Source organism: Mycolicibacter sp. MU0083, assembly GCF_963378075.1.
Classification (GTDB): Bacteria; Actinomycetota; Actinomycetes; order Mycobacteriales; family Mycobacteriaceae; genus Mycobacterium; species Mycobacterium kokjensenii.
In genome coordinates, this window is the sequence record NZ_OY726394.1 from 1,799,897 (window position 1) to 1,819,953 (window position 20,057).

At 68.3% G+C, this 20,057-nt stretch carries 21 protein-coding genes; 10 read left to right on the plus strand and 11 right to left on the minus strand.

Translation table 11 applies throughout. The features are described from left to right. Positions 1–7 precede the first annotated feature (7 nt). Entirely contained in the window at positions 8–778 is a 771-nt protein-coding gene (locus RCP38_RS08295; RefSeq protein ID WP_308476631.1) for a thioesterase family protein, read from the minus strand. Next, complete coding sequence (locus tag RCP38_RS08300) at positions 775–1,587, minus strand: RecB family exonuclease (protein WP_308476633.1); 813 nt, start codon at positions 1,585–1,587, stop codon at positions 775–777. Before RCP38_RS08300 ends, RCP38_RS08295 begins: the two co-directional genes overlap by 4 nt. Before the next feature lie 65 nt (positions 1,588–1,652). Here RCP38_RS08300 and RCP38_RS08305 point away from each other — a divergent pair, with 65 nt between their 5' ends. Continuing rightward, positions 1,653–2,486 carry a tRNA (adenine-N1)-methyltransferase gene (locus tag RCP38_RS08305; RefSeq protein WP_308476634.1) on the plus strand — a complete coding sequence of 278 codons (834 nt, stop codon included), beginning with the start codon at positions 1,653–1,655 and terminating at the stop codon, positions 2,484–2,486. Positions 2,487–2,532: 46 nt separating this feature from the next. Here RCP38_RS08305 and RCP38_RS08310 read toward each other — a convergent pair whose 3' ends face one another. The 3 genes from RCP38_RS08310 to RCP38_RS08320 are packed head-to-tail and all read right to left on the minus strand — an operon-like array spanning position 2,533 to position 3,933. Then, positions 2,533–2,826 carry a DUF503 domain-containing protein gene (locus RCP38_RS08310; protein ID WP_308476636.1) on the minus strand — a complete coding sequence of 98 codons (294 nt, stop codon included), beginning with the start codon at positions 2,824–2,826 and terminating at the stop codon, positions 2,533–2,535. A gap of 2 nt (positions 2,827–2,828) precedes the next feature. After that, positions 2,829–3,419 (minus strand): lipoprotein LppK, encoded by a 591-nt coding sequence (lppK, locus tag RCP38_RS08315; RefSeq protein WP_308476638.1) that lies wholly within the window; start codon positions 3,417–3,419, stop codon positions 2,829–2,831. A 19-nt stretch (positions 3,420–3,438) separates the two neighbouring features. Beyond that, a complete protein-coding gene (locus tag RCP38_RS08320) occupies positions 3,439–3,933 on the minus strand; it encodes an MTB12 family secreted protein (RefSeq protein WP_308476640.1) in 495 nt (164 codons plus the stop codon). 171 nt (positions 3,934–4,104) lie between these two features. On the opposite strand from RCP38_RS08320, the gene arc reads away from it, so the two are divergent. From arc to RCP38_RS08355, 7 genes are all read left to right on the plus strand, one after another. Continuing rightward, a complete protein-coding gene (arc, locus tag RCP38_RS08325; protein ID WP_308477125.1) occupies positions 4,105–5,928 on the plus strand; it encodes a proteasome ATPase in 1,824 nt (607 codons plus the stop codon). Between the two features lie 119 nt (positions 5,929–6,047). Continuing rightward, positions 6,048–7,556: a depupylase/deamidase Dop gene (gene dop, locus RCP38_RS08330; RefSeq protein WP_308476642.1), complete on the plus strand. Its 1,509-nt coding sequence runs from the start codon at positions 6,048–6,050 to the stop codon at positions 7,554–7,556. Between the two features lie 83 nt (positions 7,557–7,639). Beyond that, positions 7,640–7,834: a ubiquitin-like protein Pup gene (locus RCP38_RS08335; RefSeq protein WP_308476644.1), complete on the plus strand. Its 195-nt coding sequence runs from the start codon at positions 7,640–7,642 to the stop codon at positions 7,832–7,834. Next, a complete protein-coding gene (gene prcB, locus RCP38_RS08340) occupies positions 7,831–8,691 on the plus strand; it encodes a proteasome subunit beta (protein ID WP_308476646.1) in 861 nt (286 codons plus the stop codon). Before RCP38_RS08335 ends, prcB begins: the two co-directional genes overlap by 4 nt. Next, positions 8,688–9,413 carry a proteasome subunit alpha gene (prcA, locus tag RCP38_RS08345; RefSeq protein ID WP_308476648.1) on the plus strand — a complete coding sequence of 242 codons (726 nt, stop codon included), beginning with the start codon at positions 8,688–8,690 and terminating at the stop codon, positions 9,411–9,413. Before prcB ends, prcA begins: the two co-directional genes overlap by 4 nt. A gap of 80 nt (positions 9,414–9,493) precedes the next feature. Continuing rightward, positions 9,494–10,450: an SRPBCC family protein gene (locus RCP38_RS08350; RefSeq protein ID WP_308476650.1), complete on the plus strand. Its 957-nt coding sequence runs from the start codon at positions 9,494–9,496 to the stop codon at positions 10,448–10,450. Continuing rightward, positions 10,447–11,730: an isoprenylcysteine carboxylmethyltransferase family protein gene (locus RCP38_RS08355; RefSeq protein WP_308476652.1), complete on the plus strand. Its 1,284-nt coding sequence runs from the start codon at positions 10,447–10,449 to the stop codon at positions 11,728–11,730. The genes RCP38_RS08350 and RCP38_RS08355 overlap by 4 nt, the downstream gene beginning before the upstream one ends. On the opposite strand, the gene RCP38_RS08360 is transcribed toward RCP38_RS08355, so the two are convergent. The 5 genes from RCP38_RS08360 to RCP38_RS08380 all read right to left on the minus strand — a co-directional run bounded on the left by RCP38_RS08360 (position 11,727) and on the right by RCP38_RS08380 (position 14,408). Next, positions 11,727–11,963, minus strand: coding sequence for a DUF167 domain-containing protein (locus tag RCP38_RS08360; RefSeq protein ID WP_308476654.1), 237 nt, complete (start codon positions 11,961–11,963; stop codon positions 11,727–11,729). The genes RCP38_RS08355 and RCP38_RS08360 overlap by 4 nt on opposite strands. Then, positions 11,960–12,361: a PIN domain-containing protein gene (locus RCP38_RS08365; RefSeq protein WP_308476656.1), complete on the minus strand. Its 402-nt coding sequence runs from the start codon at positions 12,359–12,361 to the stop codon at positions 11,960–11,962. The genes RCP38_RS08360 and RCP38_RS08365 overlap by 4 nt, the downstream gene beginning before the upstream one ends. Beyond that, positions 12,349–12,615 carry a type II toxin-antitoxin system Phd/YefM family antitoxin gene (locus RCP38_RS08370; RefSeq protein ID WP_308476658.1) on the minus strand — a complete coding sequence of 89 codons (267 nt, stop codon included), beginning with the start codon at positions 12,613–12,615 and terminating at the stop codon, positions 12,349–12,351. Before RCP38_RS08370 ends, RCP38_RS08365 begins: the two co-directional genes overlap by 13 nt. 153 nt (positions 12,616–12,768) lie before the next feature. Then, the gene (locus tag RCP38_RS08375) at positions 12,769–13,968 is read right to left on the minus strand and encodes a lipid-transfer protein (protein WP_308476660.1); all 1,200 of its coding nucleotides are present in this window, start codon (positions 13,966–13,968) and stop codon (positions 12,769–12,771) included. Further along, positions 13,965–14,408 carry a Zn-ribbon domain-containing OB-fold protein gene (locus RCP38_RS08380; protein WP_308476662.1) on the minus strand — a complete coding sequence of 148 codons (444 nt, stop codon included), beginning with the start codon at positions 14,406–14,408 and terminating at the stop codon, positions 13,965–13,967. The genes RCP38_RS08375 and RCP38_RS08380 overlap by 4 nt, the downstream gene beginning before the upstream one ends. Before the next feature lie 95 nt (positions 14,409–14,503). On the opposite strand from RCP38_RS08380, the gene polA reads away from it, so the two are divergent. Further along, the gene (polA, locus tag RCP38_RS08385) at positions 14,504–17,200 is read left to right on the plus strand and encodes a DNA polymerase I (RefSeq protein WP_308476663.1); all 2,697 of its coding nucleotides are present in this window, start codon (positions 14,504–14,506) and stop codon (positions 17,198–17,200) included. Between the two features lie 93 nt (positions 17,201–17,293). Here polA and RCP38_RS08390 read toward each other — a convergent pair whose 3' ends face one another. Then, a complete protein-coding gene (locus tag RCP38_RS08390; RefSeq protein WP_308476665.1) occupies positions 17,294–18,430 on the minus strand; it encodes a PrsW family intramembrane metalloprotease in 1,137 nt (378 codons plus the stop codon). Between the two features lie 164 nt (positions 18,431–18,594). Here RCP38_RS08390 and rpsA point away from each other — a divergent pair, with 164 nt between their 5' ends. Then, the gene (gene rpsA, locus RCP38_RS08395) at positions 18,595–20,031 is read left to right on the plus strand and encodes a 30S ribosomal protein S1 (protein ID WP_308476667.1); all 1,437 of its coding nucleotides are present in this window, start codon (positions 18,595–18,597) and stop codon (positions 20,029–20,031) included. Positions 20,032–20,057 lie beyond the last annotated feature (26 nt).

The following is a 20,057-nucleotide window of genomic DNA, read 5'->3' on the forward strand; positions in this document are numbered from 1 at the left end:
GCGGCCGTCAGCGCCGCTGTACCAGCAGCGCCTGCGCGGAGGTCCCGATGAATCCGTCGCGGTCGAACAGTTCCGCGGTGGTCGCCCCCACGCCGTCCGGCCCGATCGAGGCGCGGGCCCGCAGCCCGAAATCGTCTCCGATCGGTAGCCGGTGCAGGTGTACGACGGTGTCGGTGTTCATGAACATGTATTCGTCCACGTCCAGTGCGGCGCCCACGCCGTTGGCGGAGTCGACCACCATCGCCAACCGCTGCAAAGCCGTGGTTGGCTCGTCGTCGACCAGGTGCACCTGCGGGCTCAACCATGCGATGGCCGCGCCGTCGGGGGCGTCGGCCTGGACGCGCCACCGCACCGAACGGGCGTAGCCGTCGGCCCTGGCGAACCACTCCGGCGGCGGCAACGAGGGACCGCTGGTCAGCGGCGGATGACGGTCGCAGGCCACGCCGGCGGTGTCGGAGGTGCTCAGCGCCCAGGCACCCACCCGCGCCACCGGCCGGTCGTCGTCGCCGGGGAACATCTCCGCTTCCAACAGGCAGATCCGCCGGCCGGGCCGGGCCACCCGGGCCGCGACCCGCACCGGCGCCACCGGGATCGCCCCCAGAATGTCCAGGCTCAACCGCGCGATCCGCTGGCCGGACCCGTCGAGCAGTCCTTCGATCTCGCGGGTGAGCAGTGCCAGCGGCGGCGAGCCGTGCTGTATCGGCCCCCAGTTGCTGCGGGTCAGGTCATCGGATTCATAGACCGCATCGCCGGCGCGGCGGTAGTAGCTGCCGGTCATGCCGCGGGCTCGGCCGGCCAGCCGGGGTAGGGCGGCGGGGTCCCGCCGAACGCCGGACACAACGGGCGATGGGTGCACCAATCGCACAGCCGCGACGGCTGGGGGCGGAAATCGCCGGTGGCGCCGGCGGTTTGGATGGCCTGCCAGATCGCGATCAGGGTCTTCTCGAAGCGCAGCAGTTCGCCGTGGTCGGGGGAGTAGTCCAAGATCTGCCCGTCGGCCAGGTAGATCAACCGCAACCGGGCGGGGAGCACCCCGCGGGAACGCAGCAACGCCACCGCGTAGAACTTCATCTGGAACAGGGCCTTGGATTCGGCGGACTCCGACCGCCGCCCGTTGGCCGAGGGCGACCGGCCGGTCTTGTAGTCGACCACCCGCAGGTCGCCGGTGGGGGCGACGTCGATCCGGTCGACGAATCCCCGTAGCAGCGTGCCGTCGTCCAATTCGACCTCCACCCGCTGCTCGCAGCTCTGCGGGTCGAACCGGCGCGGATCCTCCAGCCGGTAGTAGCCGTCCAAGAGTTTGCGGGCCTCGGCCAGCAGCTGCGCGGCGTCGAATGCGTCCGCCAGGTCGGGATCGGCGCCGACCAGGTACTCCCAGGACGGTGTCACCAGCTCGCGGGCGGTCTCGGGGCCGCGCTGCGCCGCGGGCAGCGCGAAGAGCCGCTCCAGGGCGCCGTGTACCACCGAACCGCGGACCTGCGCCGCCGACGGCGGTTCCGGCAGCCGGTCGATGGCCCGGAATCGATACAGCAGCGGGCATTGCTTGAAGTCGGCCGCCCGGGACGGGGACAACGCGGGCCTACTCATAGTGCGGAACCCTACGGGCAGTCGCTGACAACCGGCCCGGCACACGCTGCGTAGGCTGGTGCGCTGTGTCCGAATCCGGGATTTTTCAGGCGGGCGATCGGGCCCAGTTCACCGACGCCAAGGGTCGTCGCTACACCACGGTGCTGGCGCCGGGCGGCGAGTTCCACACCCACCGCGGGGCCATTCCGCACGATGCGGTGATCGGGTTGGCCGACGGCAGCGTGGTCCAATCCGCCGGCGGCGACGCGTTCCTGGTGCTGCGGCCGCTGCTGGTCGACTACGTCATGTCGATGCCGCGCGGCGCGCAGGTGATCTACCCCAAGGATTCCGCGCAGATCATCCACGAGGGCGACATCTTCCCCGGGGCACGGGTGCTCGAGGCCGGTGCCGGATCCGGCGCGTTGACGCTGTCGTTGTTGCGCGCCGTCGGGCCGCAGGGCCGGGTGATCTCCTACGAGCTGCGCGACGATCACGCCGTGCACGCCCGCAACAACGTGGAGACGTTCCTCGGCGGTCAGCCCGACAACTGGCAGCTGGTGATGGGCGATGTGGCCGACAGTGATCTGCCCGACGGCTCCATCGACCGGGTGGTGCTGGACATGCTGGCCCCCTGGGAGGTGCTCGAGACCGTGTCGCGGGTGTTGATCCCCGGCGGGGTGCTGGTTGTCTACGTCGCGACCGTGACCCAGCTGTCGCAGGTCAACGAGGCGCTGCGCGAACAGAAGTGCTGGACCGAACCGCGGTCCTGGGAGACCATGCAGCGCGGCTGGAACGTCGTCGGGCTGGCGGTGCGCCCGCAGCACGCCATGCGCGGGCACACCGCGTTTCTGGTGTGTGCCCGACGGCTGGCGCCGGGCACCGTCACCCCGACCCGGTTGGGGCGCAAGCGCCCGGTGTGAACCTGCGTCTGCTCGGGCCGGAATTGGGGCGGGGCCTCAGCGGGGCCTAATCGTCGCTGCGGCTCAAACCGCGCCGCACCGACAGCAATTCGACCTCCGGGCGGGCGGCCACCAGCCGCTCGGCGGCGTCGAGCACGTCCACCAGATGACTGCGGTCCCCGGAGACCGCCGCGACCCCGATCCCGGCGCGTCGGTGCAGATCGGTCGAATCCGTCTCGGCGGCCGACACGTCGAATTTGCGCCGCAGCTCCGCGACGATCGGGCGCACCACCGAACGTTTCTGCTTCAGCGAATGCACGTCACCGAGCAGCAGGTCGAACTCCAGCCAGCCGATCCACATCGCTACGGCGCGGGCGGGGGCGGGGGCGACGCGGGCTCGGGCTCGGGTGCGGGCTCCGCCGTCGGTTCGGACGCCGGCGCGGGCTCGGTGCCACCCGCGTGCGCCTTGCCGAACGCCAACACCGCCTTGGCCGTGTCCTGCGACATCTGCCAGCCGCCGTCGGCGGGGGCGAACTCCATCGGGAAGGTGAACGCCCCGGTATCCGGGTTGGCGGTGTTGACGGTGACGTCGGCGGTCACGTGACCCGGCACCCGGTCGGACCAGGTGACCTCGGCCGCTTCCAGGTTCAGCGGCAGGTAGCCGCCGTCTCTGAGCGCGGTGGCGAACTTGTCGATGGTCTGCGCATCGGCGGGCTTGGCGCCCTCGATCAGCGCCACCTTGTCCGCGGCGGGGATCGCCGGGTCCGACAGCCGGTACAGCACGTCGGTCAGGGCCTCGGGCGCCGGTAACGGCGACGACGGCGCCGGTGCCGCGGTGGTGGTGGTGATCGACGGCGGTTCGGCCGGTGGCTCGGGCTGCTGATGTCCGCATCCCGGCAGCGCCAGCACCGCCCCGGAGAGGGCGGTGGCCAAGGCGAGGCGGTAGCGGTTCATCCGGCCCGAGGTCAGACCGTCAGTTCGACGAGGTCATCTGCGACAGCGTCATCAGCGACGACTTGGACAGCTTCCAGCCGCCCTGGTCGACGAACATCAGGTTCACCGAACGCGGCGCCATCTTGGGCCCCGACGCGGTGACGTCCGCGGTGGCCGCGCCCGGACCGGTCGACACGATGTTGTCGACGCTGATCGCCAGCGGGAACTTGCCGTTCTGCAGGCCCTTCTGCATCTTGTGGTCCATCACGCCCGTCTCCAACGGCCCGAGGCCGCCCTCGACGAGGTGGGACTTGCCGATGGCCGGGATGCCCGGGTCGGCCAGCGCGTTGAGCACCTCGGTCAGCTGCTCGGGTGCCGGCACGTCGGCGGCGGGCGGATCCAACGGAAGCGGTGCGAAGAACACCGTCACCGGCGCCTCGGCGGCGGCGGGGGCCGGGGTTGCCAGAAAGTTCACAGTCGCTGCCGCGGCGCCGAGGACGACGGCGGCGGCCGCGGCTGTGGCTAGGGATTTCACGCTCACGGGGGTCCTTTCGAGGGCCTTGCGATCGCCGGATTCGCAATCCAGGCTAACAGCGCGACCGGTGTGTCGGTTTGGCTCTGCACCCGCGAATGCACAATGGCCGGTAGCGTTGAGGTATCCGTCGCTTCAACTTCCAGTTCGGGAAAGGAGCGCACCATGAGCACCATGGGAGAGTCGTCGCGTCCTGAGGCTTTCGACGCGTCCGGGGGGCCGGGCACACGCGGTGAGGACATCGCGGAGTTGGAAGAACTGCGCCGTGAGGCCGCGATGCTGCGCGCGCAACTTGCGGACACCCCGCAGGACAACACCCGTGTCGGCCGCGACGTGCGTCAGCTCGAATCGCAGATCGACTCGCTGACCACCCGCAACGCCAAGCTGATGGACACCCTCAAAGAGGCGCGTCAGCAGTTGCTGGCCCTGCGTGAAGAGGTCGACCGGCTGGGCCAGCCGCCCAGCGGCTACGGCGTGCTGTTGGCCACCTACGACGACGAGACCGTCGACGTGTTCACCTCCGGGCGCCGGATGCGGTTGAACATCTCGCCCAACATCGACGTCGCCACCCTCAAGAAGGGCCAGACGGTCCGGCTCAACGAGGCGCTCACCCTGGTCGAGGCCGGCAACTTCGAATCGGTCGGGGAAATATCCACCCTGCGCGAAATCCTGGCCGACGGGCGTCGTGCCCTGGTGGTCGGTCACGCCGACGAGGAGCGCATCGTCTGGCTGGCCGAGCCGCTGGTCGCCGCGGACCTGCCCGAGAGCAACCCGGACGCGCTGCCCAACGACGCCCGGCCGCGCAAGCTGCGGCCCGGCGACTCGCTGCTGGTGGACACCAAAGCCGGCTACGCCTTCGAACGCATCCCCAAAGCCGAGGTCGAAGACTTGGTGCTCGAGGAGGTGCCCGACGTCAGCTACGGCGACATCGGCGGCCTGACCCGTCAGATCGAGCAGATCCGCGACGCGGTGGAACTGCCGTTCCTGCACAAGGACCTCTACCGGGAATACGCGCTGCGCCCGCCCAAAGGGGTGCTGCTCTACGGCCCGCCCGGTTGCGGCAAGACGCTGATCGCCAAGGCGGTCGCCAACTCGCTGGCCAAGAAGATGGCCGAGGTTCGCGGCGACGACGCGCACGAGGCCAAGTCGTACTTCCTCAACATCAAGGGCCCGGAGCTGCTGAACAAGTTCGTCGGCGAGACCGAGCGTCACATCCGGCTGATCTTCCAGCGCGCCCGGGAGAAGGCCTCCGAGGGCACCCCGGTGATCGTGTTCTTCGACGAGATGGACTCGATCTTCCGTACCCGCGGCACCGGTGTCTCCTCGGATGTGGAGACGACGGTCGTGCCCCAGTTGCTCAGCGAGATCGACGGCGTGGAGGGCCTGGAGAACGTCATCGTGATCGGCGCCTCCAACCGTGAGGACATGATCGACCCGGCGATCCTGCGGCCCGGCCGCCTCGACGTCAAGATCAAGATCGAACGGCCGGATGCCGAAGCGGCGCAGGACATCTTCTCCAAGTACCTCACCGAGAACCTGCCGGTGCACGCCGACGACCTCGCCGAGTTCGCCGGCGACCGGGCGGCCTGCATCAAGGCGATGATCGAGAAGGTCGTCGACCGGATGTACGCCGAGATCGACGACAACCGGTTCCTGGAGGTCACCTACGCCAACGGTGACAAAGAGGTCATGTACTTCAAGGACTTCAACTCCGGGGCGATGATCCAGAACGTCGTCGACCGCGCGAAGAAGAACGCGATCAAATCGGTGCTGGAGACCGGCCAGCCCGGCCTGCGCATCCAGCACCTGCTGGATTCGATCGTCGACGAGTTCGCCGAGAACGAGGACCTGCCCAACACCACCAACCCGGATGACTGGGCACGGATCTCGGGCAAGAAGGGCGAGCGGATCGTCTACATCCGCACCCTGGTCACCGGTAAGAGCTCCAGCGCCAGCCGGGCCATCGACACCGAGTCCAACCTGGGTCAGTACCTGTAGCCCCGGTCCTCTCCGCGCGAGCGTGCGTGTCTGCACGTCGACACGCCGCCAACGGCGTACAACCATGCACGCTCGCGCCACCCGGATGGGCCGCTCAGACCCTCGCCTAGGCTCTAGCCATGCAACGGATCATCGGGACCGAAGTCGAATACGGCATCGCATCGCCGTCGGATCCGACCGCCAACCCGATCTTGACTTCCACGCAGGCGGTGCTGGCGTACGCGGCCGCGGCCGGTATCCCGCGCGCCAAGCGCACCCGCTGGGACTACGAGGTGGAGTCGCCGCTGCGCGACGCCCGCGGCTTCGACCTGAGCCGCTCCAGCGGTCCGCCGCCGATCATCGACGCCGACGAGGTCGGCGCGGCCAACATGATCCTGACCAACGGCGCCCGGCTCTACGTCGACCACGCCCACCCGGAGTACTCCGCGCCCGAGGTCACCGACCCGCTGGACGCGGTCATCTGGGACAAGGCCGGCGAGCGGGTGATGGAGGCCGCCGCCCGCTACGTGGCCAGCGTCCCCGGCGCCGCCAAGCTGCAGCTGTACAAGAACAACATCGACAACAAGGGCGCCTCCTACGGCACCCACGAGAACTACCTGATGAGCCGTCAGACACCGTTCTCGGCGATCATCGCAGGCCTGACCCCGTTCCTGGTGTCGCGGCAGGTGGTCACCGGCTCCGGCCGCGTCGGGCTGGGTGCGGCCGGTGACGAACCGGGCTTCCAGCTGTCCCAGCGTGCCGACTACATCGAGGTCGAGGTCGGCCTGGAGACCACCCTCAAGCGCGGCATCATCAACACCCGCGACGAACCGCACGCCGACGCCGACAAATACCGCCGACTGCACGTCATCATCGGGGACGCCAACCTCGCCGAGACCTCGACGTATCTGAAGGTCGGCACCACCGCGCTGGTTCTCGATCTGATCGAGGAGGGCCACGAGCACGGGATCGACCTCAGCGACCTGGTGCTGGCCCGGCCGGTGCGCGCGGTGCACGTCATCAGTCGTGACCCCAGCCTGCGGGCCACCGTTGCGCTCGCCGACGGTCGTGAGATGACCGGCCTTGCGCTGCAACGGATCTACCTGGAGCGGGTGGCCAAGATGGTCGACGCCCGCGATCCGGACCCGCGGGCCACCGACATCGTCGAGACCTGGGCGCGCGTCCTCGACCAACTCGAACGCGATCCGATGGAGTGCGCCGACCTGCTGGACTGGCCGGCCAAGCTGCGCCTGCTGGAGGGCTTCCGGCAGCGCGAGAACCTGGGCTGGTCGGCGCCGCGGCTGCACCTGATCGACCTGCAGTACTCCGACGTCCGCCTGGACAAAGGGCTCTACAACCGGCTGGTCGCCCGCGGCTCGATGAAACGGCTGGTCACCGAACAGCAGGTGCTGGCCGCGGTGGACAACCCGCCGACCGACACCCGCGCCTACTTCCGCGGCGAGTGCCTGCGACGGTTCGGGGCCGATATCGCCGCAGCGAGCTGGGACTCGGTGATCTTCGACCTGGGCGGCGAATCGCTGGTGCGGATCCCCACCCTGGAGCCGCTGCGCGGCAGCAAGGCCCATGTCGGTGCGCTGCTGGACTCGGTGGACAGCGCCGCCGAACTGGTCCAACAACTCACCACCTAGACCCCGATCAACGTCGGCGCCGACCGGTAGGGTGGAGAAACCGGCCGCGGTCATGCGCGGCCGATGAGATGCAGGAGGCAGCGATGGCTCAGGAGCAGACCAAGCGCGGCGGGGGCGGCGGAGAAGACGACGATCTCGCCGGTGGCACTGCGGCCGGCCAGGAGCGCCGCGAAAAGCTCACCGAGGACACCGACGACCTGCTCGACGAGATCGACGACGTGCTGGAAGAGAACGCCGAGGACTTCGTGCGCGCGTACGTCCAAAAGGGCGGCCAGTGACCTGGTTGTCTCGTGATCGTCTGCCGTTCGACTCTGCACATTCGGGACTGCCGCTCACCGGGGTAGGTCTGTCGTCGTTCTCGGAGTTCCTGCGGCTGCAGGCGCCCGACCTGCTGCCGACCGGAATCGGCGTGACACAGGTCGGCGGGGTCGGTGACCAACTGCCGCACGGCACCACCATCGTCGCGTTGACGTACCCGGGTGGGGTGCTAATCGCCGGGGATCGCCGCTCGACGCAGGGCAACATGATCGCCGGCCGCGATGTGCAGAAGGTGTATGTCACCGACGAGTACACCGCGACCGGGATCGCCGGCACCGCCGCCATCGCGGTCGAGTTCGCCCGGCTCTACGCGGTCGAACTCGAACACTACGAGAAGCTCGAAGGCGTTCCACTGACCTTCGCCGGCAAGGTCAACCGGCTGGCGACCATGGTGCGCGGCAACCTCGGCGCGGCCATGCAGGGCCTGGTCGCGCTGCCGCTGCTGGCCGGCTACGACATCGATGCCGACGACCCGCAGTCCGCGGGTCGCATCGTGACGTTCGACGCCGCGGGAGGCTGGAACATCGACGGCGAGGGCTATCAGGCCGTCGGGTCGGGCTCACTGTTCGCCAAGTCCTCGATCAAGAAGCTCTACGGCCGGGTCGAGGACGCCGCGTCCGCCCTGCGGGTCGCGATCGAGGCGCTTTACGACGCCGCCGACGACGATTCCGCCACCGGCGGACCGGATCTGGTCCGCGGCATCTTCCCGACGGCGGTCACCATCGGTGCCGACGGTGCCGTGGAGATCTCCGAGGAACGCATCGCCGAACTGGCCCGCGAAGTCGTCGAGAGCCGGACGGTTAGGGGCGACAAATGAGTTTTCCGTACTTCATCTCGCCCGAACAGGCCATGCGGGAGCGTGGCGAACTCGCGCGCAAGGGCATCGCCCGCGGCCGCAGTGTGGTGGCTCTGGCCTACGCCGACGGCGTGTTGTTCGTCGCCGAAAACCCTTCCCGCTCACTGCAGAAGATCAGCGAACTCTACGACCGGGTGGGGTTCGCCGCCGCCGGCCGCATCAATGAGTTCGAGAACCTGCGCCGTGGCGGCATCCAGTTCGCCGACACCCGCGGCTACGCATACGACCGCCGTGACGTCACCGCGCGGCAACTGGCCAACGTCTACGCGCAGACCCTGGGCACCATCTTCACCGAACAGGCCAAGCCCTACGAGGTGGAACTCTGCGTCGCCGGCGTCGCCTACCCGGGCCAGCGGAAAGCGCCCGAGCTGTACCGGATCACCTACGACGGCACGCTGGCCGACGAGCCGAACTTCATGGTGATGGGCGGCAACACCGAGCCGGTTACCAACGCGCTCAAGGAGTCCTACACCGAGAACGCAGAGTTGGCCGACGCACTGCACATCGCCGTCGACGCGCTCAAGCAGACCGACACCGGCAACGGCAACGAACCGCGACAGCTCGACCCGGCCACCCTGGAGGTGGCGATACTGGACGCCAACCGGCCCAAGCGGGCATTCCGGCGGATCAATCGCGCCATGCTGGACGAACTGTTGCCGGGAGACACCGCATCCGACAAGTGACCTTGTCGGTGACTACTGCTCTTTTCGGTTGAGTTGTATCGTGTCGCCATGACTGGGGGAACGGCGAAAGAACACAGGTCATGGTGACGGGCGGGGAGTCCCCGCAGTACCGCTACCAGCCGACCACCGCGCAATGGACACTGGCCGGATTGATCGTCGCCTTCATGGTGGGCTTGGTGCTGGTCAAGCTGATCAAGGGCGCCGGACTGGGGCAGACGTCGGCGTTCTACATCGGTATTCCGACCGTGCTGGCGGTGGTCCTCACGTTGTCGGCGCCGTCCGGACGGGCGATCGGCATGACCGTGAAAGCCATCACGATCCTGCTGCTGCTGGCCATCCCGGTACTGGGGGAAGGCTTCGTCTGCGTATTCATCGCGGCGCCGCTGTTCTATGCGGTCGGGATCCTGGTCGCCTGGGTGGTCCAGCGGGTCAGGAACGGCGGCGGCGGAGTGGCCCGCATCGCCGTCCTGCCGGTGCTGGCATTGGCTTTCTCGGTCGAAGGCGTGGTGCCGATGTTCACCTTCGCCGGTGACAACACCGTCAGCGCCAGCCGGACGCTGCAGGCCACCCCGGCCGAGGTCGCCGCTGCCCTGAGCCGCCCGCTGCGATTCGTCGACGTCGCCCCGACGGGCCTGCTGGCGGCGGGTTTTCCAAGGCCGACATCGGATTCCGGCGGCGGGCTCAAGGTGGGGGACCGGCGCGACATCACGTTCACCGGCGCACACCACCGCCCACCGGTGATGGCGGCCCACCACTGGGGTGAGGCGTCGTCGCACCTGCAATTCGAGGTCACCCGGCGGGGCGAGAACGCGGTACGGCTGGCGGCGGTCTCCGATCACACGCCGCTGGCCACCTGGCTGGCCTGGCGGTCCGCCGACATCAGCTGGCGGCCCGTCGATGCCGGCCATACCGAGGTCACCTGGTCGCTGCATTACACGCGCCGGTTGGCGCCTGCCTGGTACTTCAGTCCGATCGAGCGCGTGGTGGCCGGCCAGGCCGCGGGCTATCTGTTGAGCACTCTCGATCTGGTTTCGTGACAACCGGTTTCGGCATCGCCGTATTGCGTGGGGGAGCGGTACTGGCTCCGGCGATGCTGACCGCGGTGCTGTGGCTGGTGACGCCGTCGGTGCGGGTCCGGGCGGCTGCGGTACTGGCGGCGCTGTGGAATGTCGTCGGCCTGCTGGTGGTCAATGCGATCGCGGTGCGCAGCGGGTGGTGGGCGTTCGGCACGGACGGTTCGATGTGGTCCGGGGTGCCCGCCGACGTCGTCGTCGGATGGGCATTGCTGTGGGGAGCGGTGCCGATCCTGTTGACGCCGTGGGTGAATCCGCTCGTCACGGGTCTGGTGCTGGTCGTGGGCGACGTGTTCGCGATGGCTGCGCTGGAGCCGCTGGTGGTCTTGCAGTCGCGGTGGTGGTGGGGCGAACTGTCGGCGGTCACGACATGCCTGTTGCCCGGTCTGCTGCTGGGCTGGGCCACCGCGACCGGCCGGCTGCTGCGGGTGCGGGCCGTACTGCAGGTGGTGATCTTCGGTGCGGTACTGCTTTTCGTGCTCCCCACCATCGCTTTCGTCTACACCGGGAACAGTTGGGCGGCCGTCATATCCGGCGTCGGCGGGCCGGTCGATCTGGTGCTGATCCAGGTGGCCGCGGTGCTGGCGGTGATCGCACTGCGCGCGGTCGCCGATTTCGTCCGCAGCGGCGGCACGCCCTACCCGTGGGATCCGCCCTCCCGCTTGGTGACCGGCGGCCCCTATGCCTACGTCGCCAATCCCATGCAGTTGTGCGCCGTTGCCATGCTGGTGATCGCCGCCGCGGTATCGGGGCGGCCCGCGTTGTTGCTGGCGGCGGCCATCGGGGCGGTGTTCGGCAGCGGGCTGGCCGGATGGCACGAATCCCAGCAACTGCGAGAACGATTCGGCGATGGCTGGTTGGCCTACCGGCGCAGCGTGCGCAATTGGTGGCCCCGCCTGCAGCCGTATCCCGGCCGGTCATCGGCACGGCTGTATGTCGGGGTGAACTGCGATCCGTGCAGTGCGGTCGGTGCGTGGATTGCGCGGCGCCGCCATCCGACCCTGGAGATCTGTGCCGCCGAAGACCATCGCGAACCACTGCGGCGGGTGCGCTACGAGGACGCCGACGGGCTGGTGTGCAGCGGGACGCGTGCGCTGGGTGCGGCGCTGGAACATCTGTCGCTGGGTTATGCGGTGCTGGGCTGGCTGATCCGAGCGCCCGGCCTGGCCTGGCTGGTGCAGGTGCTGGCCGACGCCGTCGGCGGTGGGCCCCGGGAGATCGCGCGGCCGGACCGATCCGGCTAGCGCTCGATCCGGAACCGCTTGATCCGCGCGCCCGCGCCGGACGTCAGCTCGACCCGGCTGCGTGATACCCCGAAATGCTCTGCCAGCACCCGGATTACCGCGGCGTTGGCCTTGCCGTCGATGGCGGGTTCACGTACGTAGACGGTGAGCTGGCCGTCGTCGTCGGTCTCCACCAGCGGGCCCTTGCGACTGCCCGGTTTGACCTTGACGTAGACGGTTTCGCCGGCGGTCATTGCGCATCACCGGCGATGCGGGCCTTGACGTCGGGGAGTTCACCGAATCGTGCGCGGGTATCGGTGGTCGGAATGGTGCGACCGGTCGAGCGGGCCGTTGCGGCGATGATGAGGTCGTGCGGACCGCGGGGTTTTCCTTCACTCGCGGTGTGGGCCAATAGATCTGCGTGGTGTTCGGCAACGGCGCGGGTGTAGTCGCAGACCGGTAGCACCGCAAGGATTTCGTCCAGACGGGCAGTTTGCTCCGCACGTCGACCGGAATCGGGATCCCGCCGAACGCCCGCAAGGTATTCGGCGCTCACTACCGCCGGAATGGCGACGTCGGCATCGTCGGGCACGGTGACCCGGCGCCGTACGGCGCCGACCAGGACGCCGGTGTCGAGAATCAGTCGGTCCACGGGTTCTCGTCCAGGGCGGTCGATACGGCGTCGCGTGCTTCGGCGATTCTGCCGACGAGATCGTCGTCGAAGGCGTCGTTGCCGCTCCAGCGTTCCAGGATCGCGTTCAGCGCCGCTCCGGTGGCGGCGGGGGTCGGACTGATCGACGCGATGCGTCGTCCGCCGCGGGTGACGACAACGGTCTCGCCGTGCTCTACGGAATCGAGGACGGCGGAGAAGGTCCGCGATGCCTCGGACGCCGTGATCTCACGCATGAATTCAGATTATCCGGATCTGATTATTGGACCCTGGTGGCCGTCCAGAAATTCGGGCCGCGAGCGTGCATGGTTGTACGACATCTGCGGCGTGTCGGCGGGCAGACACGCACGCTCGCGAGTATGTGGTGAGGGTGGCGGGGGTGGCCGGCGCTAGCGGGCGACGATCACCGACGAGCCGTGGCCGAACAGGCCCTGGTTGGCGGTCACGCCCACGGTGGCGCCCTCGACCTGCCGGCCGGTGGCCTGACCCCGCAGCTGCCAGGTCAACTCGCACACCTGCGCGATCGCCTGCGCCGGGATCGCCTCGCCGAAGCAGGCCAGCCCGCCGGACGGGTTCACCGGCACCCGGCCACCGATCGTGGTGGCTCCGCTGCGCAGCAGCTGCTCAGCCTCGCCCTTGGCGCACAGGCCCAGGTGCTCGTACCAGTCGAGCTCCAGTGCAGTCGACAGATCGTAGACCTCGGCCAGGCTGACGTCGTCGGGACCGATCCCGGCCTCGGCGTAGGCCGCATCCAGGATCTGGTCCTTGAACACCCGCTCCGGGGCGGCCATCACGGCGGTGGAATCCGTTGCGATGTCCGGCAATTCGGGCAGATGCTGCGGGTACTGCGGGGTGACGGTGGAGACCGCACGCACCGACGGCACACCCTCGAGCGAACCCAGGTGCTTCGCCGCGAATTCCTTGCTCGCCACGATCAGGGCCGCGGCGCCGTCGGACGTCGCGCAGATGTCGAGCTGACGCAGCGGATCGGAGACCACCGGGCTGGCCAGCACATCCTCGACCGCGGATTCCTTGCGGTAGCGGGCATTCGGGTTGGAAAGCCCGTGCCGGGAGTTCTTCACCTTCACGGCCGCGAAGTCCTCGGAGGTGGCACCGTAGAGGTCCATCCGGCGCCGCGCCAGCAGCGCGAAGTAGACCGGGTTCATCGCACCGATCAGGTGGAACCGCTGCCAGTCCGGATCGTTCTTGCGCTCACCGCCGACCGGGGCGAACGCGCCCTTGGGGGTGGTGTCGGCGCCGATCACCAGCGCCACGTCGCAGAAACCGGCCAGGATCTGGGCGCGGGCGCTCTGCAGGGCCTGCGACCCCGAGGCGCAGGCGGCGTACGACGACGACACCGGCACGCCGTTCCAGCCCAGCTTCTGGGCGAACGTCGAACCGGCGATGAAGCCCGGGTAGCCGTTACGGATGGTGTCCGCGCCGGCGACCAGCTGAATCTGGCGCCAGTCCAGGCCGGCGTCGGCCAGCGCGGCGCGCGCGGCGACCACGCCGTACTCGGTGAAGTCGCGACCCCACTTGCCCCACGGGTGCATACCCGCACCCAGGATGTACAGCGGTTCGGGGCTCATGCCTCCACCTTCTTCCAGGCGTAGACGGTGCGGTCGACGCCCGCCTCGTCGGTGTAGAGCCGCATGGTGGTCAGTTCCATCTCCATGCCGACCTTCAAGTCCGCGGCCAGGGTGCCCTCGACGACCTTGCCCAGCACTATCAGGCCCTCGTCGGCCAGTTCCACCGCAGCGATCGCGAACGGCTCGAAGGGCTCGGACGGCGGGTACGGCGCCGGCGGCAGGTACCGGTTCTCGGTGTAGCTCCAGATCTTGCCGCGCCGCGACAGCGGAACCGCTTCCAGGACGTCGGCGTCACAGGCCGGGCTGGGGCAGTTGTTCTCCCGCGGCGGGAACACGTAGGTGCCGCAATGCGGGCACTTGGCGCCGATCAGGTGGGGGAGGCCGGCGTCGTCGGTGGCAAACCACCCGTCGATCGCGGGCTGCGAGGCTACGTCTGGCACCCGGTCAGCGTACCGAACGGCGACCCCAGAACTGAAACGTGTTGCAATTCCGGCGGCACCGTCGGGCACCGGGCGGCGGTGCCTAGAGTGGGTCCGTGAGCCAGACCAAACCGACACTGTTGCTCCTTGACGGAAACTCGCTGGCCTACCGGGCCTTTTACGCATTGCCCGCCGAGAACTTCAAAACCCGCAGCGGCTTGACCACCAACGCCGTCTACGGGTTCACCGCGATGCTGATCAACCTGCTGCGCGACGAAGCCCCCACCCACGTGGCCGCGGCGTTCGACGTGTCCCGGCAGACCTTCCGCTCCGAGCGCTACCCCGAGTACAAGGCCACCCGCTCGGCCACCCCCGACGAGTTCCGAGGCCAGATCGACATCACCAAGGAAGTCCTGGCCGCGATGGGCATCACCACGCTGTCGGAACCCGGCTTCGAGGCCGACGACCTGATCGCCACGCTGGCCACCCAGGGCGATGCCGAGGGCTACCGGGTGCTGGTGGTCACCGGCGACCGCGACGCGCTGCAACTGGTCAACGACAACATCACCGTGCTCTATCCCCGCAAGGGCGTCAGCGACCTGACCCGGTTCACCCCGGATGCCGTCGTCGAGAAGTACGGCCTGACCCCGGCGCAGTACCCGGACTTCGCCGCGCTGCGCGGCGACCCCAGCGACAACCTGCCGGGGATCCCGGGGGTGGGGGAGAAGACCGCGTCGAAGTGGATCACCGAATACGGATCCCTGCAAGGCCTGGTGGACCGGGTCGACACCGTCAAGGGCAAGGTCGGTGACTCGCTGCGGGCCAACCTGTCCACGGTGATCCTCAACCGGGAGCTCACCGATCTGGTGCGTGATGTGCCGCTGGCGCAGACCCCGGACACGTTGCGGCTGGTGCCGTGGGACCGTGAGCAGATCCACCAGCTCTTCGACGACCTGGAGTTCCGGGTGCTGCGCGACCGGCTGTTCGACACACTGTCCACCGCCGGCGGTGCGGTGGCCGAAGCAGAAGAGGGCTTCGAGGTGCGCGGCGGCGCGCTGGAGGCCGGCACCGTGGCGGCCTGGCTGGAGCAGCACGCCGGCGACGGACGGCGCACCGGGGTGGCCGTGATCGGCACCCACCGCAGCTACGACAGCGACGCGACCGCGCTGGCACTGGCGTCGGCCGATGGCGAGGGTGCCTACATCGATACCGCGGCCCTGACGGCCGAGGACGAGGCAGCGCTGGGTGCCTGGCTGGCCGACCCCACCAAACCCAAGGCGTTGCACGAGGCCAAGCTGGCGATGCACGACCTGACCGGGCGCGGCTGGACGCTCGGCGGCGTCACCTGCGACACGGCGTTGGCCGCCTACCTGGTGCGGCCCGGCCAGCGCAGTTTCAGCCTCGACGATCTCTCGGTGCGTTACCTGCGTCGCGAGCTACGCGCCGAATCCGATGAGGAACAACAGCTTTCACTGCTCGACGACACCGAGGGCGTCGACGACCAGGCCGTGCAGACCGCGATCCTGCGCGCCCGCGCGGTCACCGACCTGGCCGACGCCCTGGATGCCGAGTTGGCCCGGATCGAGTCGGCCGGGCTGCTCGCCGACATCGAACTGCCGCTGCAGACGGTGCTGGCCGAGCTGGAGCACGCCGGCATCGGCGTCGACCAGGAACACCTGAGCCGGCTGCAGAGCCGCTTCGGCGACCAGATCCGCGATGCCGCCGAAGCCGCCTATGCGGTGATCGGCAAGCAGATCAACCTCGGCTCGCCCAAGCAGTTGCAGGTGGTGCTCTTCGACGAGTTGGGTATGCCCAAGACCAAGAAGACCAAGACCGGTTACACCACCGACGCCGACGCGCTACAGACTCTGTTCGACAAGACCGGCCACCCGTTCCTGGAACACCTGCTGGCTCACCGCGACGTCACCCGGCTGAAGGTGACCGTCGACGGACTGCTGAAATCCGTTGCCTCCGATGGCCGGATCCACACCACGCTGAACCAGACGATCGCGGCGACTGGCAGGCTTTCTTCTACCGAACCCAACCTGCAGAACATCCCGGTCCGCACCGACGCCGGCCGGGAGATCCGTGACGGATTCGTGGTCGGGGAGTCCTACACCGAGTTGATGACGGTGGACTACAGCCAGATCGAGATGCGCATCATGGCGCACCTGTCGGCCGACGAGGGCCTGATCGAGGCGTTCAACACCGGCGAGGACCTGCACTCGTTCGTCGGGTCCAAAGCGTTCGGTGTGCCCATCGACGAGGTGACCCCCGATATGCGCCGCCGGGTCAAGGCGATGTCCTACGGGCTGGCCTACGGGTTGAGCGCCTACGGGCTGGCCTCGCAGCTCAAGATCTCGACCGAAGAGGCCAAAGAGCAGATGGACGCCTACTTCGACCGGTTCGGCCGGGTGCGCGACTATCTGCACGAGGTCGTCGAGCAGGCCCGCAAGGACGGCTACACCTCGACGGTGCTGGGCCGGCGCCGCTACCTGCCGGAGTTGGACAGCAGCAACCGCCAGGTCCGCGAGTCGGCCGAACGCGCCGCGCTCAACGCCCCGATCCAGGGCAGTGCCGCCGACATCATCAAGGTCGCGATGATCGACGTCGACCGGGCGTTGAAGGCGTCCGAGCTGCGGTCGCGGATGCTGCTGCAGGTGCACGACGAGTTGGTGTTCGAGGTCGCCGACGGCGAACGCGAGCCGTTGGAGGCGCTGGTCCGCGACAAGATGGGCAACGCCTATCCGCTCAGTGTGCCGCTGGAGGTCGCGGTCGGGTATGGCCGCAGCTGGGATTCCGCGGCGCATTAGCCGCTCTCGACCCCGTCCCACCCCGTTGACTCTGCGCTCAGGGCGGTGCTCCTCGGCGTGTCGTCACCCTGAGTGCAGAGTCGACGCAAAGAACTACCGCCGCAACGGGACCGGCGCGTAGTACCCCGCCATCGTGTACAGCACCGGCGCCGCCGCCCGCGCCGCCAGCACGCCCTGGGCGTCCTCGTGCTGCAGCGCGAACACCTCGGCATCGCCGAAGCCGCGGTCGATGCGGTCCCGCACGAACGCCAACCGCACCACCTGGACGGCGAACTTCTTGACGGATTTGCCCGCCGCCGCGCCACCGATCCGGGTGGCCTCGCGGATCGCCAGTTTGCGGGTGCGGATCGACCCCAGCCAGGTCGCCTCGTTGGGGCTGATCAGCCCGCTGGCCACCATGCCGGGCAACTTGCCCGCGACCATCTGCTGCTCGTGCCGGCGGCTCAGCACGGCCAGCAGCACCATCAGCAGGAAGACCGGGACCATCCAGAAGAAGTAGGTCACCAGGAACAGTTCGCCGCTACCCAACGCCAGGGAGGCGTTCCACGAGGCGTGCATACCCACCGCGGCCAGGTAGCCGAGCAGGATGACGAAGGCCTTCGACCAGAATCCGCGGCGGCGCAGCGCGAAGAACACCCCGATAGCGGTCATGGTGGTGAACAGCGGGTGGGCGAATGGACCGAAGACCAGTCGCGCGATGGCCACCGCGGCCATTTTCGCCGGGGAGTCGGCCGGCGCGATGTAGACGATGTCTTCCATCCAGGCGAATCCCACCGCGCAGATGCCCGCGTACACCATGCAGTCGGTCAGTGAGTTCATCTGGAGACGACGTCGGCCGGTGAGCATGATGAGCAGGAACAGGCCCTTGGCGGCCTCCTCGATGAACGGCGCCTGGATGGCGGCCATGTCGAAGGACTTCGACACCAGCGGTTGCACCGTGGCGATCGAGGAGCCGAACGTCTCCAGCCCGACGGCTATCACCACGGCCACCGACGCCCCCCACAGGAACGCCAGTTGCAGCAGGCGCCGCGGTTCGGGTTCCCACCGGTCCAACCACCGGTAGCACAACAGCACCACCAGCATCGACATGCTCGCCAGTACCAGCGCGGTGAGGGTTCCGCCCGGATTCGCCGCTGTGAACAACAACAACAGCAACACCGTGAGGATGCTCAAGAGGACGATGACGAGAAGCGGCGCTCCAACCTTTCGGCGGTTCCGCAGCGAGGCCATAGCGAGGCAGCGTAGCCACCGGTTTGTCCAGCGTGCAACGCGTCGAGTAGCCTCAACAGGTAGTCCTCGACCAGTCTTCGACCGGGTTCGTGGGCCACCGCATGTACCGCATGCGTGACAACACCCGTCCCTACTACGTCAAAATGTCCGGAGCAACCCAACACATGCCAAGTCCCACCGTCACCTCGCCGCAAGTAGCCGTCAACGACATCGGCTCGGCTGAGGACTTTCTCGCCGCCATCGACAAAACGATCAAGTACTTCAACGATGGCGACATCGTGGAAGGGACGATCGTCAAGGTTGACCGGGACGAGGTCCTGCTCGACATCGGTTACAAGACCGAAGGTGTCATCCCCTCCCGCGAGCTGTCCATCAAGCACGACGTCGACCCCCACGAGGTGGTGTCCGTCGGTGACGAGGTCGAGGCTCTGGTCCTGACCAAAGAGGACAAAGAGGGTCGCCTGATCCTGTCCAAGAAGCGCGCCCAGTACGAGCGCGCCTGGGGCACCATCGAAGAGCTCAAGGAGAAGGACGAGGCCGTCAAGGGCACCGTCATCGAGGTCGTCAAGGGCGGCCTGATCCTCGACATCGGTCTGCGCGGCTTCCTGCCGGCCTCGCTGGTGGAGATGCGCCGGGTCCGCGACCTGCAGCCCTACATCGGCAAAGAGATCGAAGCCAAGATCATCGAGCTGGACAAGAACCGCAACAACGTGGTCCTGAGCCGTCGCGCCTGGCTGGAGCAGACCCAGTCCGAGGTGCGCAGCGAGTTCCTCAACCAGCTGCAGAAGGGCGCCGTCCGCAAGGGTGTCGTCTCCTCGATCGTCAACTTCGGCGCGTTCGTCGACCTGGGCGGCGTGGACGGCCTGGTGCACGTCTCCGAGCTGTCCTGGAAGCACATCGACCACCCGTCCGAGGTCGTGCAGGTGGGCGACGAGGTCACCGTCGAGGTGCTCGACGTCGACATGGACCGCGAGCGGGTTTCGCTGTCGCTCAAGGCCACTCAGGAAGACCCGTGGCGCCACTTCGCCCGCACCCACGCGATCGGTCAGATCGTGCCGGGCAAGGTCACCAAGCTGGTGCCGTTCGGTGCGTTCGTCCGCGTCGAGGAGGGCATCGAGGGCCTGGTGCACATCTCCGAGCTGGCTGAGCACCACGTCGAGGTGCCGGACCAGGTTGTGGCCGTCGGCGACGACGCCATGGTCAAGGTCATCGACATCGACCTGGACCGCCGCCGGATCTCGCTGAGCCTCAAGCAGGCCAACGAGGACTACACCGAGGAGTTCGACCCCTCGAAGTACGGCATGGCCGACAGCTACGACGAGCAGGGCAACTACATCTTCCCGGAGGGCTTCGACCCCGAGACCAACGAGTGGATCGAAGGTTTCGACAAGCAGCGCACCGAGTGGGAAGCCCGCTACGCCGAGGCCGAGCGTCGCCACAAGATGCACACCGCGCAGATGGAGAAGTTCGCCGCTGCCGAGCACGCCGAGCCGCGCTCGGCCAACGGCTCGCACCGCGACGAGGCTCCGGCCGGTGGCTCGCTGGCCAGCGACGAGCAGCTCGCCGCGTTGCGTGAGAAGCTCGCCGGCAACAGCGCCTAGCAGCGCGACGGAACGCTTTGAAAGAG

Coding starts and splice junctions, on each gene's coding strand:
- RCP38_RS08295 (WP_308476631.1), bottom strand. CDS start 778: ATGACCGGCAGCTACTACCGCCGCGCCGGCGATGCGGTCTATGAATCC.
- RCP38_RS08300 (WP_308476633.1), bottom strand. CDS start 1,587: ATGAGTAGGCCCGCGTTGTCCCCGTCCCGGGCGGCCGACTTCAAGCAA.
- RCP38_RS08310 (WP_308476636.1), bottom strand. CDS start 2,826: ATGTGGATCGGCTGGCTGGAGTTCGACCTGCTGCTCGGTGACGTGCAT.
- lppK (WP_308476638.1), bottom strand. CDS start 3,419: ATGAACCGCTACCGCCTCGCCTTGGCCACCGCCCTCTCCGGGGCGGTG.
- arc (WP_308477125.1), top strand. CDS start 4,105: ATGGGAGAGTCGTCGCGTCCTGAGGCTTTCGACGCGTCCGGGGGGCCG.
- dop (WP_308476642.1), top strand. CDS start 6,048: ATGCAACGGATCATCGGGACCGAAGTCGAATACGGCATCGCATCGCCG.
- RCP38_RS08335 (WP_308476644.1), top strand. CDS start 7,640: ATGGCTCAGGAGCAGACCAAGCGCGGCGGGGGCGGCGGAGAAGACGAC.
- prcA (WP_308476648.1), top strand. CDS start 8,688: ATGAGTTTTCCGTACTTCATCTCGCCCGAACAGGCCATGCGGGAGCGT.
- RCP38_RS08350 (WP_308476650.1), top strand. CDS start 9,494: ATGGTGACGGGCGGGGAGTCCCCGCAGTACCGCTACCAGCCGACCACC.
- RCP38_RS08360 (WP_308476654.1), bottom strand. CDS start 11,963: ATGACCGCCGGCGAAACCGTCTACGTCAAGGTCAAACCGGGCAGTCGC.
- RCP38_RS08370 (WP_308476658.1), bottom strand. CDS start 12,615: ATGCGTGAGATCACGGCGTCCGAGGCATCGCGGACCTTCTCCGCCGTC.
- RCP38_RS08375 (WP_308476660.1), bottom strand. CDS start 13,968: ATGAGCCCCGAACCGCTGTACATCCTGGGTGCGGGTATGCACCCGTGG.
- RCP38_RS08390 (WP_308476665.1), bottom strand. CDS start 18,430: ATGGCCTCGCTGCGGAACCGCCGAAAGGTTGGAGCGCCGCTTCTCGTC.
- rpsA (WP_308476667.1), top strand. CDS start 18,595: ATGCCAAGTCCCACCGTCACCTCGCCGCAAGTAGCCGTCAACGACATC.